Source organism: Paenibacillus sp. FSL R5-0923, assembly GCF_038009145.1.
Taxonomy (GTDB): Bacteria; Bacillota; Bacilli; order Paenibacillales; family Paenibacillaceae; genus Paenibacillus_AQ.
The window spans coordinates 896,250-917,753 of sequence record NZ_JBBPAT010000001.1; the positions used below are offsets into that span (position 1 = coordinate 896,250).

General features: G+C 42.3%; 19 protein-coding genes. 12 read left to right on the forward strand and 7 right to left on the reverse strand.

Annotation, left to right across the window (positions count from 1 at the left end):
* Positions 1 to 84: 84 nt before the first annotated feature.
* The 3 genes from MKX35_RS04020 to MKX35_RS04030 form a co-directional block, all read right to left on the reverse strand.
* Entirely contained in the window at positions 85 to 1,191 is a 1,107-nt protein-coding gene (locus MKX35_RS04020; RefSeq protein ID WP_076298052.1) for an undecaprenyldiphospho-muramoylpentapeptide beta-N-acetylglucosaminyltransferase, read from the reverse strand.
* Positions 1,188 to 2,174: an SDR family NAD(P)-dependent oxidoreductase gene (locus MKX35_RS04025; RefSeq protein WP_042192925.1), complete on the reverse strand. Its 987-nt coding sequence runs from the start codon at positions 2,172 to 2,174 to the stop codon at positions 1,188 to 1,190. Before MKX35_RS04025 ends, MKX35_RS04020 begins: the two co-directional genes overlap by 4 nt.
* 140 nt (positions 2,175 to 2,314) lie before the next feature.
* A complete protein-coding gene (locus MKX35_RS04030) occupies positions 2,315 to 3,880 on the reverse strand; it encodes a catalase (protein ID WP_076298051.1) in 1,566 nt (521 codons plus the stop codon).
* Positions 3,881 to 4,079: 199 nt separating this feature from the next.
* On the opposite strand from MKX35_RS04030, the gene MKX35_RS04035 reads away from it, so the two are divergent.
* Positions 4,080 to 5,492, forward strand: coding sequence for an alanine/glycine:cation symporter family protein (locus MKX35_RS04035; RefSeq protein ID WP_076298050.1), 1,413 nt, complete (start codon positions 4,080 to 4,082; stop codon positions 5,490 to 5,492).
* A 126-nt stretch (positions 5,493 to 5,618) separates the two neighbouring features.
* Here MKX35_RS04035 and MKX35_RS04040 read toward each other — a convergent pair whose 3' ends face one another.
* Positions 5,619 to 6,020 (reverse strand): RidA family protein, encoded by a 402-nt coding sequence (locus MKX35_RS04040; RefSeq protein WP_076298049.1) that lies wholly within the window; start codon positions 6,018 to 6,020, stop codon positions 5,619 to 5,621.
* A gap of 412 nt (positions 6,021 to 6,432) precedes the next feature.
* Here MKX35_RS04040 and MKX35_RS04045 point away from each other — a divergent pair, with 412 nt between their 5' ends.
* The 3 genes from MKX35_RS04045 (at position 6,433) to MKX35_RS04055 (ending at position 8,953) form a co-directional block, all read left to right on the forward strand.
* Positions 6,433 to 6,999, forward strand: a complete 567-nt coding sequence (locus MKX35_RS04045) for a TetR/AcrR family transcriptional regulator (protein ID WP_076298048.1) — start codon at positions 6,433 to 6,435, stop codon at positions 6,997 to 6,999.
* On the forward strand, positions 6,996 to 7,532 hold the full coding sequence (locus MKX35_RS04050) for a DUF2798 domain-containing protein (protein ID WP_076298047.1): 537 nt from the start codon (positions 6,996 to 6,998) through the stop codon (positions 7,530 to 7,532). The genes MKX35_RS04045 and MKX35_RS04050 overlap by 4 nt, the downstream gene beginning before the upstream one ends.
* 239 nt (positions 7,533 to 7,771) lie before the next feature.
* Positions 7,772 to 8,953, forward strand: a complete 1,182-nt coding sequence (locus MKX35_RS04055) for a multidrug effflux MFS transporter (RefSeq protein WP_076298046.1) — start codon at positions 7,772 to 7,774, stop codon at positions 8,951 to 8,953.
* Between the two features lie 102 nt (positions 8,954 to 9,055).
* Here the strand turns inward: MKX35_RS04055 and MKX35_RS04060 are convergent, their stop codons facing one another.
* The 3 genes from MKX35_RS04060 to MKX35_RS04070 form a co-directional block, all read right to left on the reverse strand.
* Positions 9,056 to 9,946 (reverse strand): diacylglycerol/lipid kinase family protein, encoded by an 891-nt coding sequence (locus MKX35_RS04060; protein ID WP_076120369.1) that lies wholly within the window; start codon positions 9,944 to 9,946, stop codon positions 9,056 to 9,058.
* A 189-nt stretch (positions 9,947 to 10,135) separates the two neighbouring features.
* On the reverse strand, positions 10,136 to 11,119 hold the full coding sequence (guaC, locus tag MKX35_RS04065) for a GMP reductase (RefSeq protein WP_042192907.1): 984 nt from the start codon (positions 11,117 to 11,119) through the stop codon (positions 10,136 to 10,138).
* Between the two features lie 242 nt (positions 11,120 to 11,361).
* On the reverse strand, positions 11,362 to 11,976 hold the full coding sequence (locus MKX35_RS04070; protein WP_076298045.1) for a LysE/ArgO family amino acid transporter: 615 nt from the start codon (positions 11,974 to 11,976) through the stop codon (positions 11,362 to 11,364).
* Between the two features lie 320 nt (positions 11,977 to 12,296).
* On the opposite strand from MKX35_RS04070, the gene MKX35_RS04075 reads away from it, so the two are divergent.
* The 8 genes from MKX35_RS04075 to MKX35_RS04110 all read left to right on the forward strand — a co-directional run bounded on the left by MKX35_RS04075 (position 12,297) and on the right by MKX35_RS04110 (position 21,419).
* A complete protein-coding gene (locus MKX35_RS04075; RefSeq protein ID WP_076284980.1) occupies positions 12,297 to 13,475 on the forward strand; it encodes a hypothetical protein in 1,179 nt (392 codons plus the stop codon).
* 187 nt (positions 13,476 to 13,662) lie between these two features.
* Entirely contained in the window at positions 13,663 to 15,450 is a 1,788-nt protein-coding gene (locus tag MKX35_RS04080) for a helix-turn-helix transcriptional regulator (RefSeq protein ID WP_076298044.1), read from the forward strand.
* A gap of 196 nt (positions 15,451 to 15,646) precedes the next feature.
* Positions 15,647 to 16,243: a sensor domain-containing protein gene (locus tag MKX35_RS04085; RefSeq protein WP_076298043.1), complete on the forward strand. Its 597-nt coding sequence runs from the start codon at positions 15,647 to 15,649 to the stop codon at positions 16,241 to 16,243.
* Positions 16,244 to 16,269: 26 nt separating this feature from the next.
* Positions 16,270 to 16,872, forward strand: coding sequence for a YkoP family protein (locus MKX35_RS04090; protein ID WP_076298042.1), 603 nt, complete (start codon positions 16,270 to 16,272; stop codon positions 16,870 to 16,872).
* Positions 16,872 to 17,636, forward strand: coding sequence for a polysaccharide deacetylase family protein (locus MKX35_RS04095; protein WP_076298041.1), 765 nt, complete (start codon positions 16,872 to 16,874; stop codon positions 17,634 to 17,636). The genes MKX35_RS04090 and MKX35_RS04095 overlap by 1 nt, the downstream gene beginning before the upstream one ends.
* A gap of 2 nt (positions 17,637 to 17,638) precedes the next feature.
* Positions 17,639 to 19,318, forward strand: a complete 1,680-nt coding sequence (locus tag MKX35_RS04100; protein ID WP_081382679.1) for a methyl-accepting chemotaxis protein — start codon at positions 17,639 to 17,641, stop codon at positions 19,316 to 19,318.
* A 110-nt stretch (positions 19,319 to 19,428) separates the two neighbouring features.
* The gene (locus MKX35_RS04105; RefSeq protein ID WP_076298039.1) at positions 19,429 to 20,652 is read left to right on the forward strand and encodes an amidohydrolase; all 1,224 of its coding nucleotides are present in this window, start codon (positions 19,429 to 19,431) and stop codon (positions 20,650 to 20,652) included.
* Positions 20,653 to 20,672: 20 nt separating this feature from the next.
* The gene (locus MKX35_RS04110) at positions 20,673 to 21,419 is read left to right on the forward strand and encodes a uracil-DNA glycosylase family protein (protein WP_076298038.1); all 747 of its coding nucleotides are present in this window, start codon (positions 20,673 to 20,675) and stop codon (positions 21,417 to 21,419) included.
* Positions 21,420 to 21,504: the final 85 nt, after the last annotated feature.

Genomic DNA, 21,504 nt, shown 5'->3' on the forward strand with positions numbered 1-21,504 from the left:
TAGGATCCTTTGTCCAAAATAAACCAAAATACAGACGACAGCGATAAAGCAGAGGAGTAACCAATTCGCTAGCTTCATTCCCATCTAAACCGTACCTGCCTTGATCATTGTTAAATCCTCGCCGCTTACTTGTTTGATTAAGTTCATTACCTTATAGGCTCCTCTGCCGTTCTCATAAGGCTTCATCTTATCTTTGTAAGTAGAGCGGTTCTCGTATAGCGTCATAATCGAATGAACAAAGGTTTGATTAGTCATCTCTTCTTCAAGTAACATTTCAGCGAGTCCAGTTTGTTGAAAATACTGCGCTTGGGCAAGTTGACCAGAGCGGCTGCCACCATTCGTGTGAGGAATTAATAACATTGGCTTTTGCATAGAAAGAAGCTCCATCATAGAATTTGAGCCTGCACGCGATACGGCAACATCCGCCATAGCTAATAAATGCGGCAACTCACAGCTTGTAATGAATTCATACGATTTGTAGCCTGACATCGAGAGGTGATAATCAACCTTTCCCTCCCCGCAAATATGAACCACTTGAAATTTATTTATCAACTCAGCGAGTACATTGTTCACCATTTGGTTAATGCTGTGTGCCCCTTGGCTTCCTCCCATAATAAGAAGAACAGGCTTAGCAGAGGTGAATCCGCAAAAGGCTAAACCACGTTGTTTATCAGCTAATTTGAATTGCTCCTTCAAGAGCGGTCCCGCATGAACGGCCTTGAGAGAAGCAGATTTGGTTACAGTATCCAGAAAATTTGTACACAGATGAGTGGCAAACGGAAGTGATATTTTATTAGCTAGTCCAAGATTTAAGTCTGGTTCATAAATAATGATGGGCACTTTGTTAAGTTTGGCTCCAATCACGACCGGTACAGAAACAAATCCACCTTTAGAAAAAATCACACTTGGTTTGATGGTTCGTAGGAGTCGGTAAGATTGAAAGATGCCCTTCATGATTTTGAATACATCGGTCACATTCTTCCAATCGAAATAGCGTCTCAATTTCCCTGTGGAAATGGGATGGTAGGTCACTTCCTCCTTGTAGTCAGACAAAAGCTTACGCTCAATTCCTTGTTCGGAGCCTATATAATGGACGTCCCAATCCTCTGCTAAACACTTAGGGATCAACACGAGGTTGCCGGATACATGTCCAGCGGAGCCTCCACCTGTAAATACGATCGAGGTACTCATGCTAGAAACCCACCTTGTTGTAACATTTCTTTTATCGCAGGTTTGCTCATCAACACATGATTCGAATCATAGCTCTGGAAGTCCACAGGCGGGCAAGAGGCATAGGCTTCTTGTAAACCTTCTATAGGAAAAGGGGGGAGAATCACATAATAGTGATCATCCAGATGAATAGAAGAAGCACTCTCAAATTCCGATATCAGGGCCTCACTTAAGCTTTCACCGGGACGTATCCCCGTTTCCTTGATTTGGATCGTGCTAGTTGATAAGTCGTCAATTAAGACCTGGGCAAGATCCTTAATGCTGCAAGCAGGCATTTTGGTCACAAAGACTTCTCCGCCTCTGCTTTCTTCTGTTGCTTTAAGGAGTAGGGTAATTGCATCATCTATGGTTAAGAAAAAACGAGTCATTCTAGCATCTGTAAGGGAAATGTCTACTCCATCCACAATACTTTGTTTGAAAATAGGCACCACGCTACCCGTTGAGCCAAGTACATTGCCACTTCTCACACATACAAACTGAGTTTTGGTTTGTCTGAGATTGGCATGGACCATTAGCTTTTCACCGAGTGATTTTGTCATTCCGTAGGTGCTCGATGGTTGCGCTGCTTTATCGGTTGAAACATAAACTACTTTTTTTACGCCGTGTTTAATAGCGGCTTGAATCACATGCTGAGTTCCGAGTACGTTAGTCTTCATCGCACTGTCTGGTTGTTGTTCGCAGATCGGGACATGCTTCAAGGCCGCTAAATGATAGATATAATCTACCTGATGGCAAGCTTGCATCAGTTCTTGCTTATCACGTATATCACCGATGATGAACGTTAGTTTGGGATTATGATGATATTCCTGTTGTAGTTCTACTTGAAGTGACTCATTGCGGGAAAATATTCTGATTTCTTTTGGGTCTCTTTCCAATAACCGTTTCACGAGTTGTCGTCCCCAAGATCCGGTTCCACCGGTAATTAATATGGTTGTATTTTGCACGGTTTGTTCCTCCTATGATCTTAGCTACACAATAATCATAGTGTTCATATGTTACGTGAATATGGCAAAGCGAAAGCTCTTAAAATCAAAAAAAGGTTAAAGAACCCTTATAACAGGTCCCTTAACCCTTCATTTAACTTCTAATAGCCATCGGTTTGTTTACCGGATTGCTCCGCAATTTCCGCGCCGTCTCGATTCTCTGAAGTACCTAGATGCTTGTGGTCAGCTTTGGCTTGAGCAAGACCTTCAGCCACTCGGCGACCGTAGTCTGGATCAGCTTTTGTAAAATGTTCAATCATATTGGTTTGAATCACAGGCGCACATATTTTTAGGGCATCGACCAGGTTATGAATCAATTCATCCCGTTCCCAATCCTCGAACTTGCGATAGGTATCACCAGCTTGCCCGAAGTCATTTGTCCGACTAATTTTGTCGCGAACTAGTCGATCATTATACATCGGTTGATGATCTTTGCCAGAAGGAGCTGCCTCCTTTAACCCACCAAGCGAGGAAGGTTCGTAATTTACATGTGGGTTTTGCTCAGGCGCCTTATCCACATGATAAGTCATTTGCCCATCCCGCTGATTCGTCGCTACCCTTGTCTTTGGAGCATTGATCGGTAATTGAATGTAGTTGGCGCCCACCCGGTGCCGCTGAGTATCCGAATAGGAGAACGTCCGGCCTTGCAGCAGCTTGTCATCCGAGAAATCCAGACCGTCTACTAGAACTCCAGTCCCGAAAGCGACCTGTTCGACCTCGGCAAAATAATTGTCTGGGTTTCGATCCAGAACCATCTTCCCTACAGATAAAAATGGAAAACGTTCATGATCCCAAAGCTTAGTAGGATCGAGTGGATCAAAATCGAGCTCAGGATGCTCATCGTCACTTAGGATTTGCACACAAAGCTCCCATTCAGGGTAATCCTTACGCGCAATAGCCTCATATAGATCCTGCGTAGCATGGCTGACGTTTTTGGCTTGTATATCCTCAGCGGCTTGCTGAGTTAGATTCTTAATGCCATGTTTCAGCGGCTCCCAATGGTATTTGATTAAGACGGCTTCGCCGTTTTCATTCACCCATTTATAGGTATTAACTCCAGACCCCTGCATCTGCCGATAGTTGGCTGGAATCCCCCAAGGAGAGAACAGGAATGTAATCATATGAGTAGCTTCAGGAGAGTTCGATACGAAATCAAACATCCGCTCTGGGTTTTGCAGATTGGTCACGGGATCTGGCTTGAAAGCATGCACCATGTCAGGAAATTTCAGCGGATCACGGATAAAGAAAATCTTCAGATTGTTGCCGACCAAGTCCCAGTTGCCATCCTCTGTATAGAACTTTGTGGCGAAGCCACGTGGATCACGAAAGGTCTCCGGAGAGTACACGCCATGAACTACCGTTGAGAATCGTACGAATACAGGTGTTTTTTTGCCTGCTTCTTGAAAAAGCTTAGCACGCGTATATTTCGAGACGGGTTCATCGCCTACTTTTCCATAAGCTTCAAAATACCCGTGGGCTCCTGCACCCCTAGCATGCACAACACGTTCCGGAATACGCTCTCGATCAAAATGAGATATTTTCTCGATAAAGTGGTAGTTTTCGAGCGTCGATGGCCCCCGATTTCCTACCGTTCGTATATTTTGATTATCTGTAATTGGATGACCTTGTCGATCCGTTAAAATCATATCTTCTTTTTCCTTATCCATATGGCAAAGCTCCACCTCTTTTCAGATATGAATAGTATTTTCTACCAGAATTCTGAAAAGTATGCGAAACCCACTGACAAGAGATGTTATGAAAGTTACAATTTTTATTGGCATTTGAAATAATGACTGTTATATTTGAAAATACTATGTGTTATAAGCTTAGCAACTTGGTATCGACAGAATGGAGAGGCGGAATTACATGCAACAATTTTTAGATAGTATGATTAGCGTAACAAATGATTTTTTGTGGTCGAAAATATTGGTGATCCTTCTTATTGCTTGTGGACTTTATTTCACCGTAAGATCGAAATTTGTACAGTTTGGTATGTTCAAAGAAATGTTTCGGGTTCTTAAAGGATCCAATGAAAGGTCAAAAGATAGTATTTCATCCTTCCAGGCCTTCTGCATTAGTATGGCGGCGAGGGTAGGGACAGGTAATATAACGGGAATCGCAATTGCTATTGCCATAGGTGGTCCAGGGGCTATTTTCTGGATGTGGGTGATTGCCATTATTGGATCAGCGTCCGGTTTTATAGAAAGCACTTTGGCACAGGTATATAAAGTGAAGGATAAGACCGGATTTCGCGGTGGGCCTGCCTATTATATGGAGAAAGGCCTGAACAAGCGCTGGATGGGTGCGATATTCGCGGTTCTGATTACATTATCCTTCGGGCTTGTATTTAACGCGGTCCAATCGAATACGGTCACAGTGGCCTTTGAGAATTCATTTGGCACCAATCGGGCCATTCTTGGGCTTGTAATGGCTGCTGCCTTTGCACTGGTTATCTTTGGCGGTGTTAAGCGTATCGCAAGAATGTCCGAATATATTGTAGTGGTAATGGCAGGAATCTACATTGGGGCTGCTCTTATTATTATGCTGATTAATATTACAGAACTCCCAGGAGTTTTCGCACTCATTGTGAAAAGTGCCTTCGGATTTGAACAAGTCGCTGGTGGCTCTCTTGGTGCAGTCATTCTACAGGGCGTGAAGCGTGGTTTGTTCTCTAACGAAGCGGGTATGGGTAGTGCGCCTAATGCTGCGGCAACGGCAACTACGAGTCATCCGGTGAAGCAAGGGCTAATGCAAGTGCTAGGCGTACTCACAGATACGTTACTTATTTGTTCGAGTACGGCGTTCATTATCTTGTTGTCTGATGCCTATAAGCAGCCAGGGCTGGACGGAATCAAGCTGACACAAGCCGCATTAAGCGAGCATATTGGTTCGTGGGCATCCGGATCACTAGCGATTATGATTTTTTTGTTTGCTTTCAGCACGTTAATTGGAAATTATTATTACGGTGAAACCAATATAGAATTTTTGAATTCCAACAAAAAGGTATTACTATTCTATAGATACAGTGTTTTGGCAATGATTATTTTTGGTTCCGTAGCAAAGGTTCAATTGGTATGGGATTTGGCCGACTTATTTATGGGCTTCATGGTTATCGTGAATTTGATTGCCATCCTGCTATTATCTAAAGTGGCCTTTGCCGCCTTGAAGGATTATAAAAAGCAGAAACGTGAAGGGAAGGATCCTGTTTTCTATAAAGACAGCATTCCGGGGCTCGAGAACGTTGAAGGTTGGGACAATTCTTCAGATATAAAAAGATAGAAATGTATTTGAAGGGCTCAGGAGACTGAGCTCTTTTTGCTGTCAGATTACAAAAACGAGCCTTTAGAATTGCTTCTAAGGCTCGTTTTGCGTACAGTATTTTAAATTAGTCCTGCTTAATATAGTTTATCCTGCAGCCCAAACATCTAATTCGATTTTCAATTCAGGTAAACCTAATCCTTTAACATAAGCAATGGTCATTGAAGGAGGCGTCATCCCGAATACTTTATTCCAAATTCCATAGAAATGATCCCAATCGATTTCTTCTGTGGCCCAAATGTTGATTTTGATTACGTTATCGGGAGTCAGCTTTTGAGAAGAGAGGACTTCTACAATATTACTCATCGTATTTGTTACTTGTTGATTAAAATCTGTAGGGATATTACTGTTTTGATCGATTCCAATTTGACCAGAAAATACATACATTTCAGCGTTTCTGCTTATTTTTGTTACATGACTGTAGTTACCAACGGGTTTCGCAATATTTTCTGGATTATATCTTGTGATCACATGATTATTTAAGTTCATTTTTATGAAGTCTCCTTTAAATAGAAGATACATAACGATAGCTAGGTTATATATCTCCACTGTTTTTTAGTTTTAATTTTTGACAGACTTATCCTATCAATCATTAATTCTAGAAAAAAACAGCAGTAGAATACCCAATACCAAAAGATAAATATTTTAGGGATCTCTTTTTCATCAGGTATTCCTCCTTCATATTTAAAGTAAAATAACTTCATCAGAATGATAACATTAATCCATGTGCGACGGCAACTTTGCCTCCTCCGGCACAACATGATTAGGGTCTTTTTTTGCTGTATTTCATGAAAACTTCAATGCTTTTTTGAAAAAAAGCAAAAAACACTTACATTAACGGATATTATATTGTTATAATTACAAACAGACCGGTTGGTATGTTAGGGGGAAATACGTAATTATGGATACAAAATCACTAATGATTGAGAAGGCGACACTCCTTTTTCAACAAAAAGGTTATAAGAGTGTAGGCGTTAGTGAAATTTTAAAAGCTTGTGATGTTACCAAAGGAGCGCTCTATCATCATTTTCCAAATGGAAAAGAAGAGCTATTAATTGCTTGTCTAAAAAGCCTAAAGGAAGCAATAACAATAGATATGGAGGACATTTTCAAAAAGCATTCTTCTACACAAGAGGCCACACAATTCATGCTTAATAAGTTAATTCACAACCTGGAAACCGAGGGCAAGCTTACAGGCTATACATTTAGCAGTATTGTCAGTGAAATGGCTACGGTCAGTGAGCCTGTCCGCCAAGCATGTAACTCACTTTATGAGAACATTCAGACTATTTACTACACGAAGCTTGCAACTGAAGGTTTCTCGAATGAACTAGCTTCTGATATTGCTTTATTGCTGACAACCTCGATTGAGGGTGCGATCATGCTGTGTCAAACACAGCGATCTACCGCACCTTTAAAGACTATTGCGAAACTATTACCGACAATTTTGAAAGGAAGAACATCATGAATCTAGAAACAAGATTACCGAGAAACGGTAAAGAGGGCGCATTATACGGTGCAATTATTTGTACACTAACCGTTCTGTTTATGTCTTCATTAAATATCATTTTAGCGGTTGGAGAATTCAATGGGGAAGTTGCCTTATCGATCCTTAAGGTGTTTCCGATCATTTGGGTCATTGTTATGATTTTAGAGCCTGTTGTTATTGGGCGTATCGCAGAAAAGCTGACAGCTAAATTTACACAACCTAGCGATAGCTTCAACGCCAAAATTCTATTTCGCATTCTTTTCACCGTACTAGGAATGTCATTTGTGATGACCTTTATTGGAGACATTATCGGAAACGGATTGAGTTCTGAAACGTTTAATCACTTCTTAGCGAATTGGCCAAGAAATTTCCTAATTGTACTGATCGCTGAAAGTATAGTGATCCAACCTTTTGCACGATTTGTGATGGTAAAGCTGCATGCTTCTCAGGATAAAAAGAAGTCCAGCGCCGCTGGTATAACTGTAAATGGATTACCGGAACAAAACTCATAACATAAATATGCTCTCAGGCGATGCGTTTCGTTTGAGAGCTTTTCTATTACCGTATATAATGATATTTTAGTTGAATCATTGAAACCCTCCTATATAACAAAGAAAACTTAACAATGAAAGGTAATATCGAACATGATGATCTATAGTCGTCTTGCCATAATGATGCCCCCATTTCCCTAGCTAGGCTCATATTCTTGTTGTTGTTCGAGGATATAAGCTTGTAGGAGGGCGAATTTAATATGAAAAAATATGCAGCACCATCTTTACTGCTAATGATTGTTCTTGTGGCTTTTCCGCAAATTAGTGAGACGATCTACACTCCATCGTTGCCGGATATTGCGGTAGCACTTGGGGTCTCTAATAGTTCTGTACAGTTAACATTAAGTATATATTTTATCGGATTTGCTTTAGGTGTTTTGTGTTGGGGTTGGCTCTCTGATTTCATCGGACGGAGACCTGCCATGCTGGGTGGCCTCATTGTATATGGTGTTGGAAGCTTGATGTGTTTTTACTCGGAATCCATTACTCTACTTCTGGTCAGCCGTTTCATCCAAGCATTTGGAGCAGCAACTGGCTCTATCATTACGCAAACCATTCTTCGGGAGAGTGTATCCGGGAATAAGCGGCATGCCATGTTTGCCCAAATCTCGGCGGTGATCGCTTTTACTCCAGCAGTAGGGCCGCTTATTGGCGGATGGGTGGATCAAGCTTTTGGTTTTCGAGCGGTTTTCTTTACATTAGTGATGATGAGTGTGTTGTTATTTGTGTATGCTTTTTGGAAGCTGCCAGAAACGACTGATGTTTCCGCGAGAAAAAAGGTGGCTATTCTACCTATCGTTAAAAGAATGCTCTCATTGCCACGTGTACTAGTGTTTGGGTTACTGATCGGGGGCATCAATGGAGTTTTATTTAGCTACTATGCGGAAGCACCCTTTATATTTATTGAACACTTTAACATTTCACCGGGAGTATATGGTTTTCTAGGCATTGTTGTGGCTTTGGCATCGATAGTGGGAGCAATGATGTCCAAGAGATTATTGAGTCTCTATGCCGCAGAAAAAATAATTCACATCGGCTGTTTAGTGATGACCAGTGGGGCTTTGCTATTAACAATCGTAAGCAGCCTTGCCTCGTTGCCGAATATAATGTTGATGGTATGCATTCTAATAACCCTTTTTGTCATGTTAATGGGGGCCGGTATCGCTTTACCTAATTGTCTAAGTCTTGCGCTTGTCAATTTTCAGGATGTTGTGGGAACAGCAGGTGCGATCTTCAGTTTGGGATATTACTTATTAGTTAGTTTGGCGACATGGGGAATGAGCGCCCTGCATAATGGTTCATTACTGACGATGCCCATCTATTTCTTAGGGATTAGCGGCGGAATGTGGTTATTAAGTAAAAAGTTTATTGTAGCGGAATAGAATTTACTTCTTAGTTATTTGATTAGAAGGAGATATGGAACGGGGTATCCATAAATGAATGGCAGTCTGGAACTTTTTGAGTTCCGGACTGCTTTTTATTTGTTAGTCTACTTCCGGCACAATGACTTGGATATGACGAGGGAGAACACTTAGAGTAATGGGTAAAATCGGACCTTCTTCACCATCCACATTGGTTCTTACGGCTTCTGGAGAGCTCACAGTCACATTCTGGGCCGTGAAATAGACAACGTCTTTATGATCCTTAAGGCTGCCAAGTAGTAAAGAAATACTGGCTGTAATGGTATTGAGTATACTGAGGTCTTGAATAATAAAACAGTGAAGCAGTCCATCGTCAACCGCAGCATCAGGTATCAGATTCTCGAAGCCGCCAACGGAGTTGGTTAACACGGCGAGAAAAAGCGGGGAATCGCCTTGCCATGTCTTCTCGTCATAATGAATGACAAGAGGGTGGGGGGAAGTGCTGGTAAGTTGTTTTAGGCCCTCTTTCAAATATGCCAATGAGCCGAGCTTGGTTTTCTCTTCGATTGAAACGGAGGATAAAGATCCGGCGATTGAACCTACAGCAACAACATTTCCGAATAAGCGGTCATTCAAGCAACCAATATCTACTGTCTTTACGTTAGAGGAAGCAAGGGTTTGAATGGCTATTTCGGGATTCAATGGAATCTGTAACGCGCGGGCAAAATCATTAACCGTTCCTAAAGGGACTACACCTAACTTTGGGTGTTGTTTCTGATTCATAAGACCATTAATGGTCTCGTGAAGCGTGCCATCCCCGCCAATGGAGACGACTAGATCGTAACACTCCTCACAGGCAGTGATACAATAACGAGTTGCATCTAGTTCTTTTGCCGTCTCCTTAATCGTAACCAAGTAGCCTTGATCAGCTAGAACTCTTTCTGCATATCTGACATATTCGCCAGCTTCTTCTTTACCAGATGAGGGGTTAATAATAATCATAGCTTGCCGCATAGGGATTATCCTCTCTTGTTCAATCTAATAGCCTATTAGATGATTACCCCAAAGTGGTATAGCAGAAATCATAACAACCTAAAAAAAGGTGAGCAAGAACGACCTAAGTCGTCTTACTCACCTCTTTTTTAAAATATAAGAAAGTATAAGTTTCACACGATACTTTCTTATATTTCTCGTTTATGCTTATTAATAGACCTTGTCACCATTAAAAATGGAATTCTTAACGATAACATAATCTACTTTACGAATAGCTTCTAATTTATTGCCTCCAGCATAAGAAATCGAGGACTGAAGATCTTGCTCCATCTCTCTCAAGGTTTCTGCTAAAGCACCTTTGTGCTCGACAACTATTTTTTTGCCCTCAACATTCTTCTTTTCACCTTTTTGGTATTCAGAAGCGGAGCCGAAGTACTCTTTATACAGCTTTCCATCGATCTCGATGGTATCACCAGGAGATTCTTCATGCCCAGCAAATAGGGAACCGATCATGACCATGGAAGCACCAAATCTAATGGACTTGGCGATATCACCGTGTGTCCGAATACCTCCGTCAGCGATAATAGGCTTACTTGCAGCCTTGGCACACAAGCGCAGTGCGGCTAATTGCCAGCCACCTGTTCCGAATCCTGTCTTAATCTTCGTGATACATACTTTCCCTGGTCCAATTCCCACTTTAGTAGCGTCGGCCCCAGCGTTCTCTAATTCTCTAACGCCTTCAGGAGTTCCCACGTTTCCAGCAATAACGAAACTAGCAGGTAGATATTGTTTAATATGTTTGATCATTCGAATGACAGCCTCGGAATGACCATGTGCAATATCGATCGTAATGAATTCCGGAATCAACTGTTCGTTAGCTAATTGTTCAACGAAATCGTATTCTTCTTCTTTGACTCCGACACTAATGGATGCGATTAATCCGCGGGTGTGCATGTCCTTGATGAAAGACGTACGCTTCTCCGGCTCAAAACGATGCATAATGTAGAAGTAGCCATTTTGAGCTAAGAAGCTGGCGATCTTCTCATCTATGATGGTTTGCATATTTGCAGGTACCACAGGTAATTTAAAAGTATGACCACCTAAGGTGACTGTTGTATCACACTCAGAACGGCTATTTACAATACATTTTGCAGGAATTAACTGAATATCTTCATAATCGAATACTTTTTTCATTATATACACCTCTAAATGCGAACATTATAGTATTTTGGTTTGATTATTGTTCGTCCACTTTGTAATGTACAGCATTCCGAACAAGAAGTCAAAATTCTAGTACATTATGGTGTAAATTGGACTTAATTATACGACGATTTGGTGTACGGCTTATGACTCTCATATAGTGAACTGAATGTAGGGACAAGAATATGTATAGATATTAACAAAAGTCCATCCCTATAGGGATGGACTTTCTTTTATTACATCTGAAAAAGCTTGTAAGCAATATATGCTGCAACGACCCAAATGATAATCGCAGAGATCTTATTAATGATCAGCATGATTTTGCCGCTTGAATCTATTTGTCCTACGGTCTTTCCTGCTACAGCAAGCCCAAAGAACCAAATCCAAGAAACAAGGATAGTCGAAACGGCGAATGTAACTTTGTCTATGCCAGTGTAACTAAGGGAGCTGGTGCCGATAACCCCAATCGTATCCATGATCGCGTGTGGATTTAATAAAGAAACGGAAATCGCAAATAAGATCTGTTTTTTTGAAGATAGAGGTGCTGCGTCTTGGGATGAAGAGGTAGGTGTGCTTCTCCAGATGGACCATCCCATATACAAAAGGAATACAAGTCCCACAGCAAATAAAGCGGTCTGCAGAACAGGGATGGCAAACACAAGAACGGAAACACCTAACACGGCTAATAAAATAAGAAGGGTGTCACATAAAGCGGCCGTAATAATAACTGGGATGGCTTTTTTAAACTGTGGCTGTGAGGCACCTTGGTTAAATACAAAAACATTTTGTGCGCCAAGCGGAAGAATTAATCCAAAGGCTAAGGCGATTCCGTGAAGTAGTGCGGCTAACATAGTTGTGTCCTCCGGTGATGAGTAATGCGTTATAAAATTTGCCTTTGAATATGGTGCTCCATATGTTCTAGATAGTCTTGAATTCCTGCGGTAATTTAATCACCCATTCGTTTAATGAATCGATTACGTGCTGTAGGCTGTTCTCCTCACTCATCTTATATCCCAACTCCTTTATCTGTAATATCTGGCTAAATAATATGTACTATCATACAATGAGGGCTTTCATTTAAAAAGATGATTAATATAATCTTGTTGTCCCTTAAAAAAGGTAGTAAAGTAACATGATACATACTATTTATGGAAAGAAAGGTTGATATTTTTTGAAAAAAGGAATATTTACAGGTCTTCTTGCGCTCTTGCTGATTACCGCCAGTATGCTATCTTTTAATGTTGTAGAGGCCGCTGGAACAGTAACGAAATTACCTAGCCCCCAATGGAGTCAGCTGAATGCTGTGGGAGCATTAGAAAGCATAGAAGGGGGTCCCGTGGAACTTCCATCATTAAATACAGTGTATCTCCACACTAAGGAAGAGCATGCTACCCAAACTAAGGTATGGTTGGTTGATACGCTGAAATCTTATGATACACAGACAGGGAAGCTAAAGTGGTCAGTTAATTTTGCAGACCCTGGCACAGCGATGTTTCGTGAATCGAAAGATTATTTAGTGGCGCCGGATGGAACGGTATACATAACCTTTACAGATAATCTTTCACCTGACGCAACTCAGATCTATGCGGTGGGACCAGACGGAAAACGGAAATGGAAAGTGAATTTGTCTCAGACAGAGGGATACTTATATAGACTTGATAACGGGAGTTTAGTCTTTGCATCCCAAGGTAACTTTGATAACAATGGGAATTATACCGGGTCACTAACTTTAATTAATAAAAGTGGTACCAAAGTAAAAAATATTTCTTATAAAGGAACGGTATTGGCGCAAGGAAATCGTGTCTTAATTCAAACGAATTACGGTGGTGGGAAAGGCTCACGCATCCAGGCACTCGATTCTTCCTTAAATTCAGTGTTTACATATCAAATGCCAGCCGATTCGTACACTGAAGTGTCTTACAATCACGTACTTTCTGATGGAACAGTATTAGTCCGTGCCAATATACCAAAAACAGGAAATCGATTGTTCGGATTTAGCTCTAAAGGTAATCTACTGTGGGGGAGAGATATCGCAGGTGATGCTGTCGTATCCTCACTTGGTGATGTTTATGGGGTTTATGCCAATGGCAAGCTGTCTCTATATAATGTCAAAGGATTGGTTAAGTCGGTAGCTCTTAAAGATGTGACAGAATTTTTTATATCGTTGGACCGATTACAGGATGGTAATATTGAGCTTGGCTTCCCAGGTTCCGCCACATATGTTTTAAATCCTAAAACGCTCGCAGTAGATTATACTTTTAAGCTGAAGGATGATTTTAATTTCAACTATGTAGGCAATGGCGTGGGGTATGTAATGACAGACAATGGATTTTCACGAATTAAGTTTTAATTCCAGAAATCGATTAGGATTGATCAAGGGATGCTGCCCCTAAAGGGATGGTATCTTTTTTTCTATTCTGTAATTACACCCCTAGCATAAATGTCATCCCATCTCATGACCTTTTGTAACTAGTAAGGCCTCAGGGGGTTACACTATAATAAGGGTCTAGTCAGCAGAATTTATAGGGGGAAATGTCTTGTTTAATCTGGTCAAACAGTGGTTCTGGTACGATTGGCTCGTCCTCCTGATTCGGATTTGTTTTTCTACTTCTTTATTGATCACCATGTGTTATCTTTCGGACGATTTTACGATTCCTTTCTGGATCGCGTTTGTTTGGGGTCTGATCGCTTTTTCAGTACCTTGGTTTTGTTTGCAGCTGCATTATAAATATTATCTGATTGCAGAGATCCTTATTTCGGGTGGTCTATGCTTATATTTGGCTGCGCTATTTCCGGAATCCTATGTAACTTTTTTACCTACTGCTTTTATGATTGCCAGCAATAGTGCACAGAAGTCTTATCGTTGGTCAGCACCGATTACGGTTATTTTGATTCCAATTCTGTTGTCTAGGTTGTCGCAGCAAGTGGATGCTGTATCGATGATCTTGAACATTGGTTTGGTGTATACACTTGGCTTCGCCTTTCATTTACTAATGGTCAATCACAAGCAGAGCGGAATCATTAAGGATCAGAATGCGGTCTTGGAGCAGTATATCTCACAAGTCGAGCGTATGACACTTCTGGAAGAACGAGATCGGTTGTCCAAAGATCTGCATGATACGGTGGGGCATTCTTATACATCCATTCTTATGGGGTTAGAGACTTTACGTACGGAGGTGAACACTTCGGACGGGGCGCAAAAGATAGATGCCTTGTTAAAACTAACTCGCAATGGCCTAGATGACGTTCGTCGATATTTGCACCATGTGGGCTCTTCGCAGGATTCGTTGACGCTTATGCAGTCCCTGCAGAAATTAGTGGATGATTTTCAGACCTTCTCGAAGGTTAAGGTTCGCCTACGAACGTTCGGAGAGGCCTATACAGTATCCAAGCAGGTCCAAATGACATTATACAGATGTCTCCAAGAGTCAATAACCAACGCTGTACGTCATGGTCAAGCCAGTGAAATTGTCATTAGTCTACATTACGAAGAGAAGTTGATCCGGCTGGATGTGCAGGATAATGGATTAGGCGCAGAGGATTTAACAGCAGGATTTGGTCTGAACGCGATGAAGGAACGAGCTTCTAACCTGCAAGGGCAAGTGTATGTTTATTCAAAGCCAGGAGAAGGGACCTTAGTGACCTGTAGTTTGCCGAGGCTTGAAGAGATACAGGAGGAAACGGTTCGCTTACTACTGGTAGATGATCAACCTTATATCCGGGATAGTCTGCGAATTATTTTAGAGCAGGAACCCGATTTTGAGATCATAGGTTTAGCAGAGAATGGTGAGCAAGCAGTAAGCTTCTGCGAACAGGATCAACCTCATGTGGTGCTAATGGACTTAAATATGCCAGACATGGACGGTGCGGAAGCAACGAAGCTTATTAAGCAAAAGTGGCCAGGGGTACGAGTGCTGATCCTGACTACTTTTCAAGAACCGGATTTGGCAGTCGAAGCACTGCAAAACGGGGCAGATGGCTACTTGTTAAAGTCTACTGAACCGCAGGAGCTATTCGAAGGGATACGTCTCGTACAACGGGGTGTGAAGATGATAACACCAGCTATTACGAATGTATTAATTGATCATTATGAGATGCATCCAACTTCTGAAGCGCAGACTGAGCAGAGTAATGAGTATGGGCTGACCCCGCGCGAGCTGGAAATTCTAGAATGCCTGTCAAAGGGCATGCGTTATAAATCCATTGCAGCTAAATTGTATTTGTCTGATGGAACGGTGAGAAATTACGCTTCTACCATCTATGCTAAGCTGGGTGTACGGAATCGCGAAGAGGCTGTTGAGAAAGCCTTTGGCACTTTGGAATAACTAAAACCGAATGATCTGAAATTGTAGAGCGAGCATCTTGTTGTCTACTTTCCCTTGTGGGAGTAGGCGAAAGGTGCTTTTTTGTATGAAATAACTGTCATATGACATTATGGCACTGGTCGATTTTACATCAGGAGCTCTAACATAGGATTTACAAAGATGAACAAATTTTTAGTGCAGAGAGGAAGAGGAGAATATGAGTCAAATGATCCGGAAGCATGTGAGGAATTTCTGTTTCTTATTAATTACTTTTGCCACAGGGCTATTTTACTTTTGCTTTTATTTGGTAGGCATCACTTTTGGGGTCGCGATGTCCTTCACCATAGTAGGGATTCCGATCCTTTATTATGTTTTGCGTTCTACCGAAACCTTTTTACAACATGAGCGAATTCGAACGAAAGTCTATACGGATATCTCCGTTCGGACGCTTCCAACTCGATCTCAAGAAGAAGGAAACATATGGGAAAAGGTTAAAGTGGAGTTGTTCGATGAGCATAACTGGAGAGCAATTATAGGGTTGATGCTGCAACTTGGAGTTGGAATGCTCAGTCTCATATGTGCAACTCTTTTTTATTTGTCCCCTATTATTCTCTTGTTGTCCCCTATCTTGTATTTCATCGATATCTCTTCTATATCGTTATTCGGGATTGAAAATAAAACACTCAACACCTCACTTCTGTTCATGCTGTTAGGCGCGGTATCTCTTTGGATAGGTGCTTATCTTGGCAACAGTTTAGTTAAGATGATCGGCAGGTATACGCGGCGTTTAGTGAAAGATTTTGCTAGAAGATAAACTTTTACACGAAAGAAGGAAGATTAATGGTAGCCTCAGTTTCATTTATAAAAGTATTCTCGCAATCTCTTTGGATGATGTGGGAGAACCTATTTGCTATTGTCACCAAATTCCGCAGCCAGTCTGTGTGGAGATATGGGATATGTAAATTGGTCGTGTTAAAGTATCACGGTGAAAGTATAGTCTGCCAAGATGGACATCAGATTCTTCCCGGAGATTGGGTGGGGGAGCTTCATCTGGATAATCGTCAGGTAGTGCAGCTTACGCGTACCCTGGGCGCTGATCGGGCCGGAATTCGAATTGCACGTATGCTTCGCGAGGCCATGAAGGAGATTAGTCGTGAACTAGATAGCAATCCAGAACTAAGCAAAGTGCAGGCGCTAACGGGGATTACGCTACTTCACCGGGGGATCATTCATGGAATAGGGTTTGAGCAGCATCCTATCAAGTCCAAATGGCAGCGGCGATGGTTCGGAATCTATCTTCGGTTCTTACTTCGGATGCTGCATCCGGAGGGGAAACATCGCGTTGAGGACAGCACGGAGAAGTTGTCTCCTAAGATGCTCGTGCTTAGTAAGCAGTCTTTGAAAGCGCGGTTTGCTCCTCGAAGGAAAGAGGCGGTTTCCTAATGTGGACGCTCCTTATTTTAGCTATAGATGCGATTATTCTTTATATGATTGTTCCGTTTGTGATTACTCGAATATTGGGATGGGGAGTTGTATCCAGAGGAAATGCCGCGAAGGAAGTTGCCTTTACTTTCGATGACGGGCCAGATCCATGCTATACCCCTGAATTATTGGACTTGCTGCATGAACATGACGTTAAAGCAACTTTTTTCGTATTAGGCAAAAAGGCTGAGCAATTCCCGGATTTAATCCAGCGAATGCACCGTGAAGGACATCAGATCGGCATTCATAATTATACACATACGCCTAACTGGATTTACTCTCCATGGACGAATAGACGGAAGCAAGTAGATCGAACAGCTGATATTGTCGAGCGGATTACAGGAGAGCGGCCTATCTTGTATCGACCACCATGGGGGCTCCTTAATTTAGGCGATCTTGTCTTTCTTAGACGTTCTTATCGGGTAGTGTTGTGGTCTGTAATGGTGGGAGACTGGAAGGCGTCTGTTAGCGCAGCCCAAATAAAGCATGACTTATTGAAAAAGATAAAACCCGGTTCTATCATCGTTCTGCACGACAATGGTGATACACCGGGGGCAGATCGAGAAGCACCGCTGAACATGATCACCGGACTGGAAGAGGTCTTAAAGGAGATTTCTAGAAGGGGGCTGAAGAGCCAGCGAGTGGATGAGCTACTGAACAAGGAAGCTAGTCGCATTGGAGAAGCTAGGTCCAGCGTCAAACATCACGGTCAGATTAATCTGTAGCTATGGATGACATGATGTCACTAGATTGGAAGGGAATTCAGACATTGAAGAAGAAAACCGTTCGAACCATCGTTATGACCGTTTCTGTAGTATACATGGTGTTGATTTTTGCAGGTCTATGTATGTACACATTTTCTAAGTTTAATGAAATTCTCAGTCATGAAGTTGAACAAAAGCTTAACTATAAGGTGGAGCTTACTTCTACTAAACTGAATAGTCGATTGTCGAATGATTTTCAGAAGAGCTTGGCTGAAATGAGTGAGGAGGATGCAGGTTATTATTTTGTCATAGATAAAGCTGGTCGATATGTAGCAAGCCAGAACCCTAAGCAAGATATAGGTAAAGCTATATTTGATGAACCGGACATACAGTTGCAAAAGGTTGGTCAGGTCATAGCACAATCTGCGGGAACTAGTGGTACGGAAGACTCGAAGAATGTTTATGCTTTTACAAGGATCGGCGATACAGATTACAAGCTAGTGCTGGTGACGCCTGTAGAACAGATCTTGGAGCCAATGATGAACAACCAATATTTAATTATTGGCGGTTTTGTTATCGCTTTGATTATTTTTATTGTCTTACTCTTCATTATCTTAACCCGACTTATTGTACGACCGCTGCGAAGAATCAATGAGCATGTAATGGAACTTGTTGAACACGGAGGCGATCTGACTAAGAAGCTGGACATGAAGCGTAATGATGAGATTGGGATGTTGGCGTATTCCATGAATCAGTTTCTGGATAACATTCGGGCCATCGTCGGGAATGTTACTTCACAGGCCAATCATCTGAATGAAAATGCAGAAATACTTCAAGTTTCAGCAGAGCAGACAAATGAGACATCCAAGCAAATTACCACGATTATTACGGATATGGCTGTGAGGTCGACGGAGCAAGCAGAACATGTGCGGCAAGTACTCACGATGATGGAACGGACAGGGGAAATCTCTGAGGAAATTATGCAGGAAACGGTAAAGACAGTTAGCGATTCCAATCATTTAATAAAAGCGGTGCAAACTGGCCAGCGTGCAAACCGGGCATCTGTAGATCACTTGGAAACTATGGTTAGTTCCATTGAGCGCTCAACAGAAACCATTGCACAGCTGAACAGCCGATCCAGCCAAATCGGTGAGATCATTAACGTGATTTCCGAATTGGCTAGTCAGACGAATCTACTCGCGCTAAATGCAGCCATTGAAGCGGCCCGCGCTGGAGAGCAAGGGAAAGGTTTTGCAGTAGTTGCAGGAGAGATCCGTAAGCTTGCTGAAGGTTCCGAAAGAGCAGCCGAGCAGATTGCCGAGCTTGTTGGCGCAATTCAAGCGGATACGAATGCAGCGGTTAAAACGATGGAATCGAGTCAACAAGTGGTCAATCAACAGAATGATTTAGTATTACAAGGGCAACAATCTCTGGAGGAAATCGTTCAGAAGGTTGATCTAACAACCCAAAGCACGCTGCGAATTCAAGGCATATTTGGTGAGTTGTCTACAATGTCACATCAATCATTGAAGGCTCTAGTGCAATCTTCGCAACTCATTGATCAGTCGGCATCGTCCTCACAGGAAGTAGCGGCTTCCACGGAGGAGCAACTTGCGACTATCGATGAGATGACGACCAAACTTAGAGAACTCAGCGAGTTATCTGTATTTTTAAAGTTAGAAGTTGGGATATTTACGATATAGTCTTATGCTAAAAACCTTTCAAACATTTTTTATATAGGAAGGGCTATGGTACCATTTAGGATAAAGTGGTTCGCACCTATATTAAATCGTTGAGAAAAGGATGGGGTAGCATGTTGAATGCTTCTTACTGGTTAACCAATATAAGATTAGAGCAGGGTTATGTTATTGAGGATGGACAAGTGGTTGGTACAGATACGAAGGTTTGTCATATCCGAATTGACGGGGATAACATTTCAGAAGTGGTTGGAGCGGACGTAGAGCTTCGGAGTCATCTACCTAAATATGACTGCAAGGGGTTATTGATGCTTCCTTCCTTTGAGGAGGCACATATCCATTTAGATAAAACATATTTCGCTGGACCATGGAAAGCGGTAAAGCCTGCTGCCGGTGTCTTTGATCGCATTGAGGAAGAGAAGGTATTATTGCCTAAGCTGCTGCCTATGGCGAGACAACAAGCGGAGAGCATCTTGACGCTTATACAGCGTTTCGGTGCCACACATGTGCGTAGTCATTGTAATATTGAGCCTGTCAGCGGTCTGAAGCGTTTAGAGGCAACCCTGCAAGCATTGGATACCTTCTCCGGCAAAATTTCATCTGAAATTGTAGCCTTTCCGCAGCATGGTCTGCTTCGCTCTAATTCTGTTGAATTAGTAAAGCAATCCCTGGCAGAGGGGGCAACCTATGTAGGTGGTGTCGATCCATACTCAGTGGATGGAGATATCGAGAAGTCACTCCAGACCATGGTCGAGCTAGCGGTAATGAATAATGCTGGCATTGATCTTCACTTACATGATGGAAAAGAAGCAGGAAAGCAGACGCTGTCGCGTTTGGCTGATCTCACAGAAGAAGCTGGCTTACAGGGCAAGGTGACCGTTAGTCACGCATTCTGGTTCGCAGGTGCATCGCAGCAGGAAGCAGAGGAAATGGCTGCACGGCTGGCATCACTTGGTATGGGTATTGCATCCACAGTACCTATTGGAAGAATGATGATGCCACTACCGATGCTGCACAGCCAAGGTGTACAAGTGAAACTGGCAACAGACAGCCTTACGGATCACTGGTCTCCTTTTGGAAATGGAGATCAATTGGAGAAGGCGGGACGGTACGCAGAGTTATATGGGTGTAGTGATGAACGGTCATTATCGCAATCCCTTAGATTCATAACAGGAGGAATAACGCCTCTTAATCTAAAAGGTGAACAGGTATGGCCAAAATTAGGAGACACTGCAAGCTTTGTGCTGCTGCATGCCAGCTGCTCGGCCGAAGCAGTAGCAAGAAGAGCGGACCGTCAAGCGGTATGGTTCGAAGGGCGTCTCGTGAGTGGATCATTATAGGGACATGAGAGGTGGATGACATGCTCATCTCTAACCATTTACAACAGTATAAAGCAGCGATGCTCTCTCTTCCGAAGGGGACCGTGCTATCGAAAGATGATCTGCAGGTGGATAAGCTTCTAATGAAGCGAAGCGGGAAGCTTGAAATGTACTATGCACCGCACAATGAATACATTAATCCATCTGCAAAGGTGATTATTATCGGACTAACACCCGGTTTTACACAAATGAGAATAGCCATACAAGAAGCAGTCATTGGGTTGAAAGCCGGGCTTTCAGATGAAGAGGTATGCAGAAAAGCAAAAGAAGCGGCGAGATTCGCAGGCTCCATGAGGAGTACGTTAATTCACATGCTAGATACACTTGGGCTTCATCAGTACTTGAACCTTACCTCTTGTGACCAATTGTTTCAGAAGCAGCAAACAAACCTGCATACCACCTCTTTATTGCGTTTTCCTGTATTCGTAGAGAAGAAAAATTATAATGGGGCATATCCTAAGCTACGTTCAGATCCGTTCCTTAGTGAATGTGCGCTATTGTCGTTAGAGCAGGAGCTGGGCATCCTGAGCCAAGCTTTAATTATTCCCTTAGGAAAAACGGTGGAGGAAATGCTTCAGCTTATGGTATCTGAGGGTAAGCTCGATGATCACCGCTGTTTATGGGGATTTCCTCATCCTTCTGGAGCGAACGGACATAGATTTAAGCAGTTTGCCAGCCAGCAAGAGGACATGACAAAGACGCTCCAAGATCATTTATGGAACGTCTGAGTGATTGATCTTATCGCAACGATTAATTCTAAGGAGCAAGGCAGTGGAGAACCTATCGGCCAAGCGACCAAAATGGTTGTAAAAA

Excerpts from the sequence above, each read along its gene's own strand:
- MKX35_RS04020 (WP_076298052.1), bottom strand. The coding sequence starts at position 1,191 with ATGAGTACCTCGATCGTATTTACAGGTGGAGGCTCCGCTGGACATGTA.
- MKX35_RS04030 (WP_076298051.1), bottom strand. The coding sequence starts at position 3,880 with ATGGATAAGGAAAAAGAAGATATGATTTTAACGGATCGACAAGGTCAT.
- MKX35_RS04035 (WP_076298050.1), top strand. The coding sequence starts at position 4,080 with ATGCAACAATTTTTAGATAGTATGATTAGCGTAACAAATGATTTTTTG.
- MKX35_RS04040 (WP_076298049.1), bottom strand. The coding sequence starts at position 6,020 with ATGAACTTAAATAATCATGTGATCACAAGATATAATCCAGAAAATATT.
- MKX35_RS04045 (WP_076298048.1), top strand. The coding sequence starts at position 6,433 with ATGGATACAAAATCACTAATGATTGAGAAGGCGACACTCCTTTTTCAA.
- MKX35_RS04050 (WP_076298047.1), top strand. The coding sequence starts at position 6,996 with ATGAATCTAGAAACAAGATTACCGAGAAACGGTAAAGAGGGCGCATTA.
- MKX35_RS04055 (WP_076298046.1), top strand. The coding sequence starts at position 7,772 with ATGAAAAAATATGCAGCACCATCTTTACTGCTAATGATTGTTCTTGTG.
- MKX35_RS04060 (WP_076120369.1), bottom strand. The coding sequence starts at position 9,946 with ATGCGGCAAGCTATGATTATTATTAACCCCTCATCTGGTAAAGAAGAA.
- guaC (WP_042192907.1), bottom strand. The coding sequence starts at position 11,119 with ATGAAAAAAGTATTCGATTATGAAGATATTCAGTTAATTCCTGCAAAA.
- MKX35_RS04070 (WP_076298045.1), bottom strand. The coding sequence starts at position 11,976 with ATGTTAGCCGCACTACTTCACGGAATCGCCTTAGCCTTTGGATTAATT.
- MKX35_RS04085 (WP_076298043.1), top strand. The coding sequence starts at position 15,647 with ATGAGTCAAATGATCCGGAAGCATGTGAGGAATTTCTGTTTCTTATTA.
- MKX35_RS04090 (WP_076298042.1), top strand. The coding sequence starts at position 16,270 with ATGGTAGCCTCAGTTTCATTTATAAAAGTATTCTCGCAATCTCTTTGG.
- MKX35_RS04095 (WP_076298041.1), top strand. The coding sequence starts at position 16,872 with ATGTGGACGCTCCTTATTTTAGCTATAGATGCGATTATTCTTTATATG.
- MKX35_RS04100 (WP_081382679.1), top strand. The coding sequence starts at position 17,639 with ATGGATGACATGATGTCACTAGATTGGAAGGGAATTCAGACATTGAAG.
- MKX35_RS04105 (WP_076298039.1), top strand. The coding sequence starts at position 19,429 with ATGTTGAATGCTTCTTACTGGTTAACCAATATAAGATTAGAGCAGGGT.
- MKX35_RS04110 (WP_076298038.1), top strand. The coding sequence starts at position 20,673 with ATGCTCATCTCTAACCATTTACAACAGTATAAAGCAGCGATGCTCTCT.